The 16,065-nt window shown below is 40.8% G+C and carries 14 protein-coding genes and 4 tRNA genes; 5 read left to right on the top strand and 13 right to left on the bottom strand.

The genetic code is table 11. The features are described 5' to 3' along the window. Positions 1-93: 93 nt before the first annotated feature. From FTV32_RS11170 to tpiA, 10 genes are all read right to left on the bottom strand, one after another. Entirely contained in the window at positions 94-498 is a 405-nt protein-coding gene (locus FTV32_RS11170; protein WP_035266025.1) for a ribosome-binding factor A, read from the bottom strand. Next, positions 498-3,212, bottom strand: a complete 2,715-nt coding sequence (infB, locus tag FTV32_RS11165; RefSeq protein ID WP_180028666.1) for a translation initiation factor IF-2 — start codon at positions 3,210-3,212, stop codon at positions 498-500. The genes FTV32_RS11170 and infB overlap by 1 nt, the downstream gene beginning before the upstream one ends. A gap of 14 nt (positions 3,213-3,226) precedes the next feature. After that, the gene (gene nusA / locus FTV32_RS11160; RefSeq protein ID WP_035266021.1) at positions 3,227-4,711 is read right to left on the bottom strand and encodes a transcription termination factor NusA; all 1,485 of its coding nucleotides are present in this window, start codon (positions 4,709-4,711) and stop codon (positions 3,227-3,229) included. A 39-nt stretch (positions 4,712-4,750) separates the two neighbouring features. Continuing rightward, positions 4,751-5,275, bottom strand: a complete 525-nt coding sequence (gene rimP / locus FTV32_RS11155) for a ribosome maturation factor RimP (protein WP_035266019.1) — start codon at positions 5,273-5,275, stop codon at positions 4,751-4,753. Between the two features lie 202 nt (positions 5,276-5,477). Beyond that, positions 5,478-5,554: transfer RNA gene (locus FTV32_RS11150), tRNA-Met, on the bottom strand. Positions 5,555-5,645: 91 nt separating this feature from the next. Continuing rightward, a tRNA-Met gene (locus FTV32_RS11145) sits at positions 5,646-5,722 on the bottom strand. An 81-nt stretch (positions 5,723-5,803) separates the two neighbouring features. Beyond that, positions 5,804-5,880: transfer RNA gene (locus FTV32_RS11140), tRNA-Met, on the bottom strand. A 48-nt stretch (positions 5,881-5,928) separates the two neighbouring features. Next, positions 5,929-6,013, bottom strand: a tRNA-Leu gene (locus FTV32_RS11135). A gap of 53 nt (positions 6,014-6,066) precedes the next feature. Further along, complete coding sequence (gene secG, locus FTV32_RS11130) at positions 6,067-6,396, bottom strand: preprotein translocase subunit SecG (protein WP_035266018.1); 330 nt, start codon at positions 6,394-6,396, stop codon at positions 6,067-6,069. A 13-nt stretch (positions 6,397-6,409) separates the two neighbouring features. Beyond that, positions 6,410-7,201 carry a triose-phosphate isomerase gene (tpiA, locus tag FTV32_RS11125; RefSeq protein ID WP_180028665.1) on the bottom strand — a complete coding sequence of 264 codons (792 nt, stop codon included), beginning with the start codon at positions 7,199-7,201 and terminating at the stop codon, positions 6,410-6,412. Between the two features lie 261 nt (positions 7,202-7,462). On the opposite strand from tpiA, the gene pilB reads away from it, so the two are divergent. The 4 genes from pilB to coaE are packed head-to-tail and all read left to right on the top strand — an operon-like array spanning position 7,463 to position 11,923. Beyond that, the gene (gene pilB / locus FTV32_RS11120) at positions 7,463-9,172 is read left to right on the top strand and encodes a type IV-A pilus assembly ATPase PilB (protein WP_035266015.1); all 1,710 of its coding nucleotides are present in this window, start codon (positions 7,463-7,465) and stop codon (positions 9,170-9,172) included. A 20-nt stretch (positions 9,173-9,192) separates the two neighbouring features. Next, positions 9,193-10,419, top strand: a complete 1,227-nt coding sequence (locus FTV32_RS11115) for a type II secretion system F family protein (RefSeq protein WP_035266014.1) — start codon at positions 9,193-9,195, stop codon at positions 10,417-10,419. Then, positions 10,419-11,279, top strand: coding sequence for an A24 family peptidase (locus tag FTV32_RS11110; RefSeq protein WP_180028664.1), 861 nt, complete (start codon positions 10,419-10,421; stop codon positions 11,277-11,279). Before FTV32_RS11115 ends, FTV32_RS11110 begins: the two co-directional genes overlap by 1 nt. 41 nt (positions 11,280-11,320) lie before the next feature. Further along, positions 11,321-11,923, top strand: a complete 603-nt coding sequence (coaE, locus tag FTV32_RS11105; protein ID WP_180028663.1) for a dephospho-CoA kinase — start codon at positions 11,321-11,323, stop codon at positions 11,921-11,923. 16 nt (positions 11,924-11,939) lie between these two features. On the opposite strand, the gene FTV32_RS11100 is transcribed toward coaE, so the two are convergent. The 3 genes from FTV32_RS11100 to FTV32_RS11090 all read right to left on the bottom strand — a co-directional run bounded on the left by FTV32_RS11100 (position 11,940) and on the right by FTV32_RS11090 (position 14,079). After that, positions 11,940-12,866: a DMT family transporter gene (locus FTV32_RS11100; RefSeq protein ID WP_180028662.1), complete on the bottom strand. Its 927-nt coding sequence runs from the start codon at positions 12,864-12,866 to the stop codon at positions 11,940-11,942. 6 nt (positions 12,867-12,872) lie between these two features. After that, on the bottom strand, positions 12,873-13,619 hold the full coding sequence (rlmB, locus tag FTV32_RS11095; protein ID WP_180028661.1) for a 23S rRNA (guanosine(2251)-2'-O)-methyltransferase RlmB: 747 nt from the start codon (positions 13,617-13,619) through the stop codon (positions 12,873-12,875). 136 nt (positions 13,620-13,755) lie between these two features. Then, on the bottom strand, positions 13,756-14,079 hold the full coding sequence (locus FTV32_RS11090; RefSeq protein WP_092766653.1) for a pyrimidine/purine nucleoside phosphorylase: 324 nt from the start codon (positions 14,077-14,079) through the stop codon (positions 13,756-13,758). Between the two features lie 316 nt (positions 14,080-14,395). Between FTV32_RS11090 and recN the strand changes: the two genes are divergently transcribed. Beyond that, a complete protein-coding gene (gene recN, locus FTV32_RS11085) occupies positions 14,396-16,054 on the top strand; it encodes a DNA repair protein RecN (protein WP_180028660.1) in 1,659 nt (552 codons plus the stop codon). Positions 16,055-16,065 lie beyond the last annotated feature (11 nt).

Below are 16,065 nucleotides of genomic sequence, written 5' to 3'. Positions count from 1 at the left end.
TCAAAATTGAATGTAGCATTTATTTTATGGCTTTAATTTATATAAAAACATTAAAATAAAAAAAGCCACCCTAAGGTGGCTTTTTGTTTGAAATTACTCTTCGTCTTTTTTATCGTCAGCTGGAGGTAAGTCCTTCACAGCTTCAGCAATTAGACCAAACATGTAGTTCCCGTATGCATTAGTTTTATCATAATGGAAACGTAAACGAGGTGTGATACGTGTCTTAATACGACGACTCAGCTCATGACGCAGAAAACCTGATGCTTTATTTAAAACATCTAGAGTATCTTTATTTGCTGCTTCACTTTGCTCATCACCAAGTTCACGCCCCATGACAGTAACATAAACTTCAGCATAGCCTAAATCTGGGCTCACTTTCACCGCTGAGATGGTCACAAGACCACCTAAGCGTGGATCTTTCAGCTCCTGACGGATAAGTTCAGACAATTCTCGCTGAACCGTGTCCGCCATACGCTTAAGACGTTGACTACCCGCCATTAAAGACTCCGTTTAATTAATTGAACATCATAGACTTCGATTTTATCGAGTACTTTGATGTCTTTATAGCCTTTGACTGCAAGACCACATTCCATACCAGCACGAACTTCTTCAACCACTTCTTTATAACGGCGAAGTGATTCAAGTTCACCTTGGAACACAACCACATCATCACGTAAGACACGAATTGGTTTATTACGGTGTAATAAGCCCTCAAGAACCATACAACCTGCTGCAGCACCAAACTTACTCGAGTGGAATACTTCACGTACTTCAGCCACACCAAGAATTGTTTCACGATGTTCTGGTGCAAGCTTACCACTCATTGCATCTTTCACATCATCAATCAATTGGTAAATGATTGAGTAGTAACGGATGTCGATACCATCTGCGTCAGCTTTTTGGCGCGCTGTATTATCTGCACGAACGTTAAAGCCTAATAAGAATGCTTCTGAAGATTCTGCAAGTGTGACATCAGACTCAGTAATCGCACCAACACCTGAACCAATTACACGCACTTTCACTTCATCAGTTGAAAGTTCAGCCAATGCAACATGAAGCGCTTCCAATGTACCGCGAACATCTGTCTTCAGAACAACATTCACAATCGGCACATCTTTTTTGCCCATAGAAGCCATTAAGTTTTCAAGACGCATTGCAGATTGACGCTCTAAACGTTTTTGACGTTCACGATCCATACGCGCATCAGCCACTTCACGTGCTTTCTTCTCATCATTTACAACAAGAACTTCGTCACCTGCCATTGGCGCTTCTGGAAGACCTAAGATTTCAACTGGAATCGATGGACCTGCAGACTTAATACGTTGACCATTTTCATCAGTCATCGCACGTACACGACCGTAAGATGCACCAGCTAGAACAAGGTCACCTACTTTTAATGTACCATTTTGAACAAGAATCGAAGTAACCGCACCACGACCTTTATCAACACGTGCTTCGATTACAACACCTTGTGCCGCACCTTCTTCAGAAGCTTTAAGCTCTAGAAGTTCAGATTGAATCAAGATCAAGTCAAGAAGCTCATCAATACCTGCACCGGTGTGCGCAGAAACCATCGCTACAGGGACATCACCACCCCATTGCTCAGGCACGATTTCTTTAGTTGTCAATTCATTCAATACGCGATCTGGATCAGCAGATTCTTTATCCATCTTGTTGATTGCAACAATGATTGGCGTACCTGCTGCACGAGCATGGTCAATCGCTTCCGCTGTTTGTGGCATAACACCATCATCAGCTGCGACCACCAATACAACGATATCAGTTGCTTTCGCACCACGTGAACGCATCGCAGTAAATGCTGCGTGTCCCGGAGTATCCAAGAACGTGATAATACCTTTATCCGTTGTAACGTGATAAGCACCGATATGCTGTGTAATACCGCCCGCTTCACCTTGCGCTACTTTCGCACGACGAATACGATCAAGAAGCGATGTCTTACCATGGTCAACGTGACCCATGATAGTAACCACTGGTGGACGCGTTGTTTGTGCACCACGTGCTTCTTCAGCCGCCTCAAGCAAGTTATCTTCCGCTTGAGTATCTGATACTAGAACTGGGTTATGACCCATTTCTTCAACCACTAGAACTGCTGTATCTTGGTCGATTGATTGGTTTTGAGTGACAAGCTCACCCATTTTCATGAGTGTTTTAATTACTTCACGAACCTTAATCGCCATTTTTGCAGCAAGGTCAGCAACAACAATAGTTGCACCGATTTCAACATCATAAACTTGCTTTTTAACTGGCTTCTCGAAACCATGTTTATTAGCTTGGCTTGATTTCAAACCACGTTTATGAGAGTTGTCACGGAAAGATTGCTCTTCTTGACCACGACGACCACCTTTCTTAGGAGAACGTGCACCTGGTGTGTTATTACCACGCTTAATGTCACGGTCTTCTTTCGCGAATGAATCTTCGTATGCTTGACCAACAAGACCAGCAGCCAATGGAGAATCATCGACCACACGAATCGTTGCAGTTGCATCTTCATTAGAGTACTTAGAAGCCATCTGACGCATTTGTTCAAGCGTACGTTGTTGTGCTTCTTCAGCTGCTTTACGACGTGCTGCTTCTTCAACTGCTTTTAATTTAGCAGCTTCAGCTTCACGTGCTTTTTTCTGTTCTGCAGTTTCAGTTGGCTTAGTTGCTTGTTTAACAATCGGTTTATTTGTTGACTTGCGTTTAACCACAACCGCAGCTTTAGCAACTTCTTGCTTCTCACTCGATTGTTTCGCTGCAGCACGCATTGCATCTAAGTTCGCTTTCGCTTTACTTACTGCAGGTTGCGCCTTCTCTTCAGCTTGAACTGGTTTAACTTCAACTTTTTGCTGTGCTTTTGCTTCAGTTTCAGCTTTTGCTTTTGCCAATGCTTCAGCTTTAATTTGTTCAGGATCTGGCTTAGTGAACGTATGCTTCTTACGAACTTCTACGTTAATAGTTTTAGCTTTACCTGATGTACTTGCTACTTTTGCAGTACTCGTAGTTTTACGTTTCAACGTGATTTTTCCTGCGCTGCCGCTGTCTTGCCCATGCGCTTTTTTCAAATGAGCGACTAAACGGTCTTGCTGTTCTACTGAGATTGTGTCTTCTGCCTTAGATTGAGGCAACCCAGCATCTCGCACCTGATCTAATAGTTTTTCAACTGGAAGACCTACGCTGACTGCTAACTCTTTAATTGACTTATCCGTCATGTATGACCTCCTCGTTAATTAAACCATGATTCACGTGCTTTCATGATCAATTGACCTGCTTTCTCAGCACCTAAACCTTCGATATCAGAGATATCATCAGTTGCCTGATCTGCTAAATCATCTACTGTGATTACACCGCGAGCCGCTAATGCATAAGCAAGCTCTGAACTCATTCCTTCCATCGCTAGAAGCTCTTCGCTCGGTTCTTGAATATTTTCTTGCTCTTTCAGTGCATCTGCTAATGCAACTTCTTTCGCACGGCTTTGTAAAAGCTCAACCGTTTCTGCATCTAATTCGATTTCATCAAATGTTTCAGCTGGAACGTAAGCAATCTCTTCAAGTGAAGTAAAGCCCATTTCTACCAATGCCATCGCAAGGTCTTCTTCAATATCAAGACGACCTACAAACATATCGAGATATTGCTGTGCTTCATTTTGTTGACGAGCACGGTACTCTTCTTCAAGCATCATATTGAGCTTATAACCAGTTAACTCAGAAGCTAAACGTACGTTTTGACCTTGAGAACCAATTGCACGCGCCAATTGATCGCTTGTAGCAAAAATAATATCTGCTGTGCGTTCTTCTTCATCAATCACAATACCCGATACATCTGCTGGCTCTAAAGCACTTGCGATATATTGAGCTGGATCATCTGACCAAACTACAACATCAATACGCTCACCGTTCAATTCTTGCTGTACAGCTTGAATACGTGTTCCACGCATACCAATACATGCACCAACTGGATCAATACGATGATCGTTCGTTTTCACTGCAATTTTAGCACGAACACCCGGTTGACGTGCAGCAGCTTTAATTTCGATGATTTCTTCAGAAATTTCTGGAATTTCTTTTTTCATCAATGCCATTAACATTTCTGGCTTAGCACGAGAAAGTTGTAGCTGCGCACCACGACCTTCACGGTTTACGTTAAATAAAATCGCATTTACACGCTGTTTAGGACGTAAAATTTCTTTTGCGATCATTTCTTCACGTGCAAGATATGCTTCCGCATTCTCACCGAGGTCAATGATGAAACCATCTTTAGTTTGTTTCTTTACTTCACCGTAAATTAACTCACCAACTTTAGATTCATATGCATCTGCAATAAGCGCGCGTTCAGCTTCACGAATTTTCTGAACAATAACTTGCTTCGCGATTTGAGCTGCAATACGACCAAATTCAATTGATTCTACTTCAAGCTCACGCACATCACCGATTGACCACTTCGCTGGGTCCACATCAGAAATCGCGTCTTGGCATGCAGGCATTTCATGATCTTCATCTGCTACTACAGTCCATTGACGGAAAGTACGGTATTCACCAGTCTTACGATCGATTTCAACGCGCAACTGTGCTTCTTCAGAATTTGTGCCTTCGTAGAATTTTTTCTTCGTTGCAGCAACTAGAGCTTGCTCGAGCGCTTCGAAAATCGCTTCACGACTAACACCTTTTTCATTACTAACCGTCTCAGCAACGGTAAGAATTTCACGGCCCATAAGTCACCTACTATTCAAATTCTTTTAGTTAAGATTAATTTAGTCTTGGTAGATCAAGTTGGCCTTATCGATATTGTGACTATCGATCTCGAGCACTTGTTGCTTTTCAACTTCAACTTGGATCATTTCATTTTCTACATCTACAGCAACCAGTTTCGCTTGGAATTTACGGCGGTTATCCACTGCAGAAATCAAACGTAAAGCAACTTGTTGACCAATATATGCTTGCATCTGTTCAAGTTTAAAGAAAGTGCGATCCCAACCTGGTGATGAAACTTCTAATGCATATTCACCAGAAATTGGATCATGAACATCGAGGATTGCACCAACTTGTTGGGTAACACGTACACAATCTTGCACACCCACACCACGACCAAGATCAATTTCACCGTCTTCGGAAATAACAGGTTCTTTGTTTGGATCTTCAGGCTTGTCAATGTAGATACGTACTAGCGAACGCTTACCCTGAGGTGTAAATTCTAAACCCCATAGTTCAACATCGCACGCCTCAACAGCGGGTGCGATCAGTTCATACAATGCTTGGGTTTTATTTGATAACTTCATTTACTCTCGTCATTTATGTGCGATTCAATCGGCCAACAGACCGACACAGACTAACTATAGTGATAGCATGATTATTTGACCAATTGATGTCCACACTACACGATAGATAACAAAAAAGGGCGCATTCGCCCCCATTATTGCACAGAAAAGCAATGCCCACTGTGCAAAAAGGCCCACCTAGTTGTGAGCCTCTTTAGAAACTTGGTAGCGGGAGCTGGATTTGAACCAACGACCTTCGGGTTATGAGCCCGACGAGCTACCAGACTGCTCCATCCCGCATCAACGTGCAAAATTATATCTAAATTTGAATCATTTTTCAATCAGAAAAATTTTCTAATTAGACTTGATTAAGTTGCACCTTAATCAAAAGTGGTAGCGGGAGCTGGATTTGAACCAACGACCTTCGGGTTATGAGCCCGACGAGCTACCAGACTGCTCCATCCCGCATCAACGTGCAAAAAGTATATCTCAACTCAAACCTTGTTTAAGTTGCCTATCTTAAGTTTGCATCTTAATTATAGGATTGATTGGTAGCGGGAGCTGGATTTGAACCAACGACCTTCGGGTTATGAGCCCGACGAGCTACCAGACTGCTCCATCCCGCATCAACAGATTTTGCTGCAAACACCAACTTAAACTTCTGGATTATAAGTTGGTGCGGAAGGGGGGACTTGAACCCCCACGCCCGAAAGCACTACCACCTCAAGGTAGCGTGTCTACCAATTCCACCACCACCGCAGCTGTGACGCATTCTAGTGGTTTCAATGAAAAATTGAAAGCGAAATATTCAATTATTCAGCTGGTTTTGGTGCAGTTGATGAAGTTTCAGGCGATTTTTGATCAACTTGCTCAGTTGTGTTAATCGTTTTCAAACCATAAGCATCTGTCGTTTGCTGCTTCGCAAAGTAAGCCAAGCTAATACTTGTGATAAAGAATAAAGCAGTAAGTATCCCGGTTAAACGAGTTAAGAAGTTACCAGAACCAGAAGCGCCGAATACAGTCGCTGCACCGCCACCGCCAAAAGACGCACCTGCATCTGCACCTTTACCATGCTGTACTAGAATTAAAATAATCATCAATAACGCTAAAATGATGTGTAGCACCAGTACAAAAGATTGCATGATGAACTCCTAATTATTTTGATTGGGCAAATGCTTGCGCAATTTGAACAAATGATTCTGCATTGAGTGATGCACCGCCTACAAGGGCACCATTGATATCAGGGCATGCTGCCAATTCAACAGCATTCTCAGGTTTTACACTACCACCATAAAGAATTGCTATGTTTTGACCTTCAGGTGTAATTTGACTCAATCCTTCACGAATTTTAGCATGCATTGCTTGTGCATCATCCGGGGAAGCTGTTTTACCAGTTCCAATTGCCCAAATTGGCTCGTAGGCGACGGTAATATGCACCCATTGCTCTGGATTCACAACACCTGCAATGTCACAAATTTGTTGTAACACCACTTGCTCAGCTTGCCCACTTTCACGCTGTTCAAGGCTTTCACCCACACAATAGATGATATGTAAGTTAGCAGCTAAAGCATTTTTTATTTTTTCATTAAGAATCGCAGGCGTGTCATTAAATATTTCACGACGCTCAGAATGTCCAATTAATACATAATCGACTTGGCTATCCTTTAAAAGATCTGCGCTAACTTCACCTGTAAATGCACCAGTACCCGCAATACGTGATACATCTTGAGCGACCACAAACACTTCATGAGCATCTGTTGCAAGTTCATTTTTTACTTGGAGTAAAGCCAATAAAGTTGGCGCAACACCAATTTTACAAACATCATGAGGGATTGAAGCTTGCTCAAGCTGTTGTTTCAAATCAGCTAAAAGCTGTTGCGTGTTAGCCTGCATTGGGTTCATTTTCCAATTGCCTACAACCCACGGAGTAATTGTCGAACCCGACATAGATCTAACCTTCTATCAAAAATGCGCACATTCTACACGGATTTTAAAAAATTAACGTAAAAATTCAATGGATACAGATTCAGCACCTAGAATTCTTTAAAAAAAGACAACCTAAGACACAATACCCACCAGAATTAGTGAAAAAATTCAATTTTTTCATAGTATTCGGATAATATTAATGATTTTAAGTATAGAATTTTCTACTTATAACCGTATAATTTTAGTATTCGAATTATAAAATGAATTTAAGGCGTATTGGGGATGACTTTAGATCAAAGTGGGCCAAAATTTTCTGGGTTAAGTCGTCGTTTGGTTGATGAAGGCATTTTGACCTCCCAGCAAATGCAAAATGCTATTATTAATTCAAAAAAATCTCACCAAAAATTAGTACCTTACCTCGTTGAACATCTCAAAATACGAGCAAATACGATTGCTGAAATGGTTGCTCAAGAGTTTGGGGAGCCACTGTTCGATTTAGATGCATATAATGTTGAGTTACTACCCAAAGATATCGTTGCAGAAAATCTTGTTACAAAACATTTAATCTTACCTTTATATCAACGAGGTATATCTTTATTTGTAGCGACGAGTGATCCTACAGATATCGAAGCATTGGAAGCAATTCGATTTAATAGTAAATTAAACGTCGTTCCTATTACTGTAGAACATAATAAACTTGAAAAACTGATCGAAAAGCATTTTTCTGAAAATGAGAATTTCAATTTCGGTGATGAAGATCTTGACGTTAATGTGGTCGAGAACGATACACCGCAAAATAATAACGATGATGGTCCTTCAGGTGATGATTCCCCGATTGTTAAGTACATCAACAAGCTTTTAGTTGATGCCATTCGCATGGGTGCATCAGATTTACACTTCGAACCTTATGAAAAAACGTACCGAGTTCGATACCGCGTTGATGGTGTTTTAAGAACTATTGCAAATCCACCATTGCAACTCGCGAATCGATTAGCTTCACGCTTGAAAGTTATGTCTCAAATGGATATTTCAGAAAAGCGTATTCCGCAAGATGGCCGTATTAAGCTTAAATTATCTCGTACTAAAGCGATCGATTTTCGTGTTAACTCATTGCCAACCTTATTTGGTGAAAAAATCGTATTACGTATTTTGGATCCGTCTAGTGCAATGCTCGGTATTGATGCATTAGGTTATGAAGAAGATCAGAAAGCTTTATTTCTTGAGGCACTTGAGAAGCCTCAAGGCATGTTACTGATTACGGGTCCAACAGGTTCTGGTAAAACAGTATCGCTTTATACAGGATTGAATATTTTAAATACTGAAAATGCCAACATCTCTACAGCAGAAGATCCCGTAGAAATTAACTTAGAAGGCATTAATCAGGTCAACGTCAACTATAAAGTGGGCTTAAGCTTCTCAGTCGCATTGAAATCATTCCTGCGTCAAGATCCTGATATTATTATGGTCGGGGAGATTCGAGATCTCGAAACAGCTGAAATTGCAATTAAGGCAGCACAAACAGGCCACATGGTGATGTCTACACTTCATACCAATAGTGCTCCTGAAACCTTAACCCGGTTGCGCAATATGGGGGTTCCCTCTTTTAATATTGCAACTTCGGTGAATCTCGTCATTGCTCAACGACTTGCTAGACGACTGTGTGTACACTGTAAAGTACCTGCTGATATTCCTAAACCAAGTTTGTTAGAAATGGGATTCACAGAACAGGATTTAGCAGATCCAGATTTTAAAATTTATCAACCTGTCGGTTGTCCTGAGTGCCGTGATGGTTATAAAGGACGTGTCGGTATTTATGAAGTCATGAAAGTGACACCTGAAATTTCGAAGATTATTATGGATGATGGCAATGCATTAGAGATTGCAGCTGCATCTGAAAGACTGGGGTTTAAGAATCTTCGACGTTCAGGATTAATTAAGGTCATGAACGGACTTACTTCTTTACAAGAAGTGAATCGAGTGACCAGTGAATAATTAAAAATAAGGAAATCATTATGGCGGTGAAAAAAGCACAGATGATGCCAACGTTTGTATATGACGGCGTGGATCGCAAGGGAACCAAAGTTAAAGGTGAAATGCCTGCGCGTAATATTCAACTTGCAAAAGTCATGCTCCGCAAACAAGGCATTACGGTGCGTAGTATCCGCGAGAAGCGCAAGAATATTCTTGAAGGCTTAATGAAGAAGAAAGTGTCTACTTTGGACATCACCATCTTTACGCGTCAGCTTGCCACCATGATGAAAGCAGGTGTACCACTTGTTCAAAGCTTTGAAATTGTTGCAGAAGGCTTAGATAATCCTGCAATGCGTGAAGTGGTTTTGGGTATTAAAACTGAGGTCGAAGGTGGTAATACTTTTGCAGGTGCACTACGCAAATATCCTCAGCATTTTGATCAGTTATTCTGCTCATTGGTAGAATCAGGTGAGCAATCAGGTGCGCTTGAAACCATGCTCGATCGAGTCGCGATTTATAAAGAAAAAAGTGAAGTTCTCAAACAAAAAATTAAAAAAGCGATGAAGTATCCAATTGCTGTCATCGTGGTTGCAATTATTGTGACCATTATTTTGATGGTTAAAGTGGTTCCTGTCTTCTCTGAGATGTTTAGCTCATTTGGCGCAGACTTACCTGCGTTCACGCAACTCGTAGTGGCAATGTCTGAGTGGGTGCAAAAATATTGGTTTATTTTAATTATTGGTATCGCGCTGACCATTATCGGCTTTATTGAAGCCAAAAAACGTAGTCAAAAATTTGCGGATGCATTAGATCGCACGGCTTTAAGGCTGCCTATTTTTGGTGATTTGGTTTATAAAGCAATTATCGCACGTTATAGCCGTACACTTTCAACCACATTTGCTGCCGGCGTCCCTTTAATCGATGCACTCCAATCAACAGCTGGCGCAACGAATAACGTGGTATACGAGCAAGCAGTTATGCGTATTCGTGACGACGTTGCGACTGGTCAACAACTTCATTTCGCTATGCGCTCGACCAATTTATTCCCATCTATGGCTGTGCAAATGGTAGCGATTGGTGAAGAATCGGGTTCACTCGATGCTATGCTAGATAAGGTTGCAACCCATTATGAAAGTGAAGTCGACAATGCAGTCGATGGCTTAACCTCCATGATGGAGCCCTTAATTATGGCCATTCTAGGTGTCTTGGTCGGCGGCTTAGTCATCGCAATGTATCTTCCAATTTTCCAAATGGGTTCTGTGGTGTAATGAACGAAATAATTGGGTATTTAATTCAATCGCCTACAGCACTCTATTTAACTGTAGGAATCATCAGCTTATGTGTCGGCAGTTTTTTAAATGTTGTCATTTACCGCACACCTAAAATGATGGAGCAAGAATGGCGTCAAGACTGTCAGATGCTTTTACATCCCGACCAAGCCATAATTGATGAAGATAAACTCACGCTAAGTAAACCTGCATCGACCTGCCCGAAATGTAAAACACCTATTCGTTGGTATCAAAATATCCCCGTGATAAGTTGGTTATTTTTACGTGGAAAATGTGGTGAATGTGAAAATCCGATTGGTATTCGTTATCCACTGGTAGAAGTTTTGACTGCTGTTTGCTCATTAGTGGTCGTCGCGGTATTTGGTCCAAGCCTACAAATGCTTTTTGGCTTAATTTTAACGTGGACACTGATCGCACTCACATTCATCGACTTCGATACACAACTTTTACCCGATCGATATACTCTCCCCTTGGCTGCACTTGGTTTAGCGGTAAATAGCTATGCACTCTACACCTCACCTACCTCCGCAATTTGGGGATATTTGATCGGTTTCCTCTGTTTATGGGTGGTGTACTATCTATTTAAAATCGTGACAGGCAAAGAAGGAATGGGATATGGCGACTTCAAATTACTGGCCGCGCTTGGTGCATGGATGGGTCCATTTTTATTACCGCTCATTGTCCTACTTTCATCCTTAGTCGGTGCAATCATCGGCATCATTTTGATGAAAGTCAAAAAAGAAAATCAGCACTTTGCTTTTGGACCTTATATTGCGATTGCTGGATGGATTGCATTCTTATGGGGTAACGAAATTATGAAGGTTTATTTAGGCGGTTAAGCTAAAATAAGCCCCATTATGATAATTACAAGGTTTTTTACATGCGCTTTATTTTGGGCTTAACAGGTGGTATTGGAAGTGGAAAAACTGCTGCAAGTCAGTGGTTTGAAACACAAGGTATTACTGTTGTTGATGCAGATATCGTAGCACGTGAAGTGGTTGAAATTGGAAAACCTGCACTACAAAAAATTAAAGATCATTTTGGGGATTGGGTGCTATTGGAAGATGGCGCACTCGACCGCAGAGCGTTAAGAGACCATATTTTTAAACATCCTGAAGCTAGAAAGATATTAGAAAATATTACGCATCCTGCAATTCGCCTATCGATTATTGAACAACTACAACGGGCGACCAGTCCTTATGCCATTTTAGTTTCCCCACTCTTATTTGAAACCAATCAACACCAACTTACTCAACGTACTTTACTAATCGATGCATCCACAGAATTACAAATCTTGCGTGCTTCGCAACGTGATCATCAAGACATTGAGCAAATTAAAAAAATAATGAGTGCGCAAATGTCTCGTGAAGAAAAATTAAAACGTGCAGACCATGTTGTTATTAATGATGGTGAACTTGATCATCTCTATCAACAACTCGCAGTAAAACACCAATATTATCTTAGTCTTGCACAACAAGCTTAGATTAAAAAAAAGCAGTCTAAGAAGACTGCTTTTTTTGTTGCTCAAGTTTTTGGCTTAGTGCATCTTGGCGACCCAGCCATCGCCATGGTTGTAATGCGCCTATCGCCATACCCAACAACCCAAATAACATCGCAATACTTAAAGGTTCATTTAACAAAGGCACTGCCAAAATTGCAGCTAAAAAAGGTGCTAAATTGGTAATGCTCCCTGCTTTAAAAGCCCCGAGTCTTTTAATCGCTTCCACATAAGTTAAAGTTGCAATAATGACCACAAATATGCCATGAAATATTGTTTGAAACATTAAATGCTGAGGCTCAGGAGTACTAAGATCTTTGGGTAAAAATAACACGTAAATGGGTACATAAATCACGGCTGACCAGATGGCAACCCCACACATCGCCTGCCATGCACTCAGTTGGAATTTACGCAGTAATACGGTAAATATTGCCCAAAAAATGGCGCTCAAGAAGAATAATCCATCACCAGCACCAAAAGGAATGCCAGATTCACGATACATCAGGAGACTCATAATACCGAGCACGGTGATCATAATGATCAAACTTGCCCATGTATGACGATCAAAAGCCTGCTTCATCAATATAAAAGCCACGATGGCAGTACAAATAGGAATACAACCATTGAGAAAAATTGCAGCATGCGCAGTCGGTGCATAGTGAAATGCGCTATAAGCCAACAAACAATAGATCACACCACCAATCATTGCCAAGATAAATGGTTCTTTTTTAAGTAAAAAAGAGGCTTCTCTACGATAAAGTAAAATCGGCATTAAGATCAAAAAAGCCAGTGAAAAACGCAGTGCCACAATGTCCCACGTATTGATATGCCATAGCGCATTTAATCGTGCAGTGAGGGTAAATCCCCCCCAGATGCACATGGTAGTAATAAGAAAAAAATAGCCTTGGGCTCGATCTGAAAGTGCCATCTCTAATTAGGCTTGACGTTGTCTACACGCTTCGTAAAGTGCCATGCCTGTCGCCACACTCACATTCAAACTTTGTAAATTGCCACTCATTGGAATATAAACTTTGTGATCGCATTGCGCCTGAGTAATCGGTCTTAAACCAGTATCTTCAGCACCCATAATCACTACGACAGGACCAGTCAAATCACATTCGTGAATAGGTAGAGCATGCTCATCTAACATCGTGCCAATCACTCGTACATTAAAATCATCTTTGATTTTAGCTAAAGTACGAGCCAAATTCGTCACTTGGATAAATTTAACTTTCTCTGCACCACCAGCAGCAACCTTACGAGCCGTTGGTGTTAAGCTCGCAGAACGATCACGAGGAACAACAACCGCGTGTACGCCCATGGCTGCCGCAGTTCGAATACACGCACCCAAATTATGCGGGTCCGTCACTTGGTCAAGCGCTAGTAAAAAAACATTGTCTGTACTTTTGATTAATTGCTCAAGATCATTTTCATTCAGCGTTGGATGAGGACGAACTGCAGCAACGACACCTTGATGAAAAGGTTGTCCAGCCAGTTTTTCAAGGCTGTCTCGACTCGCTTTTTGAATACTAATTCCGAAAGGTTCAGCCAACTCAAAAATACGTTTTAAACGTTGATCTTCACGACCTTTTAGTGCAAATAGAGTCAAAACGCGTTCAGGTTCTAACTCCAACAATGACTCCACAGAATGAACGCCATAATAATATTCGGGTTTAGCCATGAACGACCTCAACTCACTAAGACAATACAATAATATAGAAAAGAAAAATCCCGCAAAGCCAACTTTACAGGATTTTATATAGCTAATAGTTTAACCGATTTGACCATTGAATGTTGGTCAAATTTTTTTTTGGTAATTAGCCTTCGAAATGACAAACGTAGTCTAATACGTCATCTGTTTCGATTTTGAAACGGCTCTCACCAGGCACGTAAAACGACTGCCCTGCACGGAAAAGCTCATGTTCTTCATTGTCTGCAATTGTGACACGACATTCACCAGAAATAATTTCCATACGCTCTGGTACATGTGTTTCAAAAGTAAGCGGTTGTTCCGTCGGTAGAATAACCCCAAGTGTTTTTTTCGTACCGTCTTCAAATTGAACAGTGTGGCTAATACACGTCCCGCCAAAATAAACATTTGATTTTTTTACAACAGATACATGATCAAATTGTGATGACATGCGTATTCTCCAAATAATGCGCATTTTATAAATTTTAATTGCTGTAGTTTAATTGCGCTCGAGCAACTAATCAATCAGTGTTTTGCAATGGTTTTTATAAGCAACTTTTATTCCCTATTGATGAAATTTAAAGATTTTTTTGATTTCTTCTATGTATCTTTTGTACACAGGTAAAAGAATATATTCAGTCACTAGTAATCAACCTAATTTCAGTTAAAATGCAAATTAAAAGTTCTCATATTCAAATGTCGTGACTTGAGACTAAAACAAAATTTCTCTATCTTAGAATCCACACTTTCGCAGCTCGGATGCGTTTATGCTGACACACCTTAATCTGATCAACTTTGCTTTAGCCGATAACTTAGCCATTGATATTGATCAAGGTTTCAATGTTCTTACGGGTGAAACTGGTGCAGGTAAATCTTTATTACTCGATGCATTATCAGCGTGTTTAGGCGAGCGTACTGATACGAATTACGTACGTTATGGTTCAGATAAGGCTGATGTTACAGCCGTATTTAGTTATCAAGATCAAAGTCCCGAAGCTGAATGGTTAAGCACTCATGAGCTGGCAGATGAATCAGGTGAAATTCACCTAAGACGGGTAATATTTGCTACAGGTCGTAGTAAAGCTTGGATCAATGGACGTCCAAGTAGCCTGTCAGAATTAAAGGAAATTGGCAGACTCTTAGTCCAACTTTACAGCCAACATAGTCAGCAACAATTGTTAGAACCACCCTATCCAAAACATTGGTTGGATCGTTACAGCAATTTTGGTCAGCATACGCTCGCTGTCAAAGACAGTTATAACGCATGGCAAAAAAATATCCGACAGCATCAAGCTGCGCTTGATGCACAGACCACCCGCCTTCAACGCATTGAGATACTTAATCTTCAATTAGAAGAATTAGAAGAAGTGGTTCGACTTGACTATAAAGAAATTGAACAAGAGTTCGATCGCTTAAGTCATCATGAACACATCATGCAAGATTGTAGTTATGCAATCAACGTTTTAGATGAGTCTGATCAAAATATCACTCAGGAAATTTCAAGTATTATTCGCAAGCTTGAATCTCATGCAGGTCGTAGTGATTTACTCTCTGAAATTTATAACTCATTATTAAATGCGCAAAGTGAACTCGATGATGCCAGTGCTAATTTAAAACAATTCATTGACCGTCAGAGTTTTGATCCTGAACGAATGGAAGAGTTAAACACACAACTGGAAATATTCCATCGTTTAGCGCGCAAATATCGAGTACAACCCGAAGATTTAAAATCAGAATACGAACATTGGCAGGCAGAGCTAGAACAATTACATCAGCTTGAAGATCCAGAGACTTTGGCTGAACAAGTTGAAATTTCACATCAACAGTTTATAGAGAAAGCTCAATATCTAGATGATATTCGTCGTAAAGCAGCAGAGCCCTTAGCCAAACTCTTAACAGAACAAGTCAAACAACTGGCTTTACCAGAAGCTCATTTTGAATTCCGTTTCGATCCTCTGGAGCAGCCTTCATCTGAAGGGTTTAGTTTTATTCAATTATTGTTCACAGCAAACAAAGGGATTCCACCTCAACCGCTTGCGAAGGTTGCCTCTGGTGGTGAATTGTCACGTATTGCATTGGTCATGCAAGTCATGAATGCAGAAAAAACCGAAGCTGAAGTACTCGTTTTTGATGAAATTGATGTGGGTATCAGTGGTGGGACAGCTGAGATTGTCGGTCGCTTATTGGCTGGATTAGGTCAACATGTTCAAATTCTATGTATTACACATCAAGCCCAAGTTGCAGCGCAATCGGACCAACATTTGTTAGTGAAAAAACTACAAACAGACCCTGCTAGCAGCACTATCGTTGAGCTTGATGAAGATCAACGGATATTAGAGCTTGCTCGTATGACTGGTGGTGTCGAAATTAGCGAGACCACCCTTCAACATGCAAAACAATTAAGACAATTAAAGTTTCAAAATTGAAAAAAAATCCC

This window comes from Acinetobacter sp. YH16032 (assembly GCF_013417345.1).
In the GTDB taxonomy this organism is placed as follows: Bacteria; Pseudomonadota; Gammaproteobacteria; order Pseudomonadales; family Moraxellaceae; genus Acinetobacter.
The sequence above is the reverse complement of the archived record's forward strand: the minus strand, read 5'-3'. Positions and strand labels throughout refer to the sequence as shown.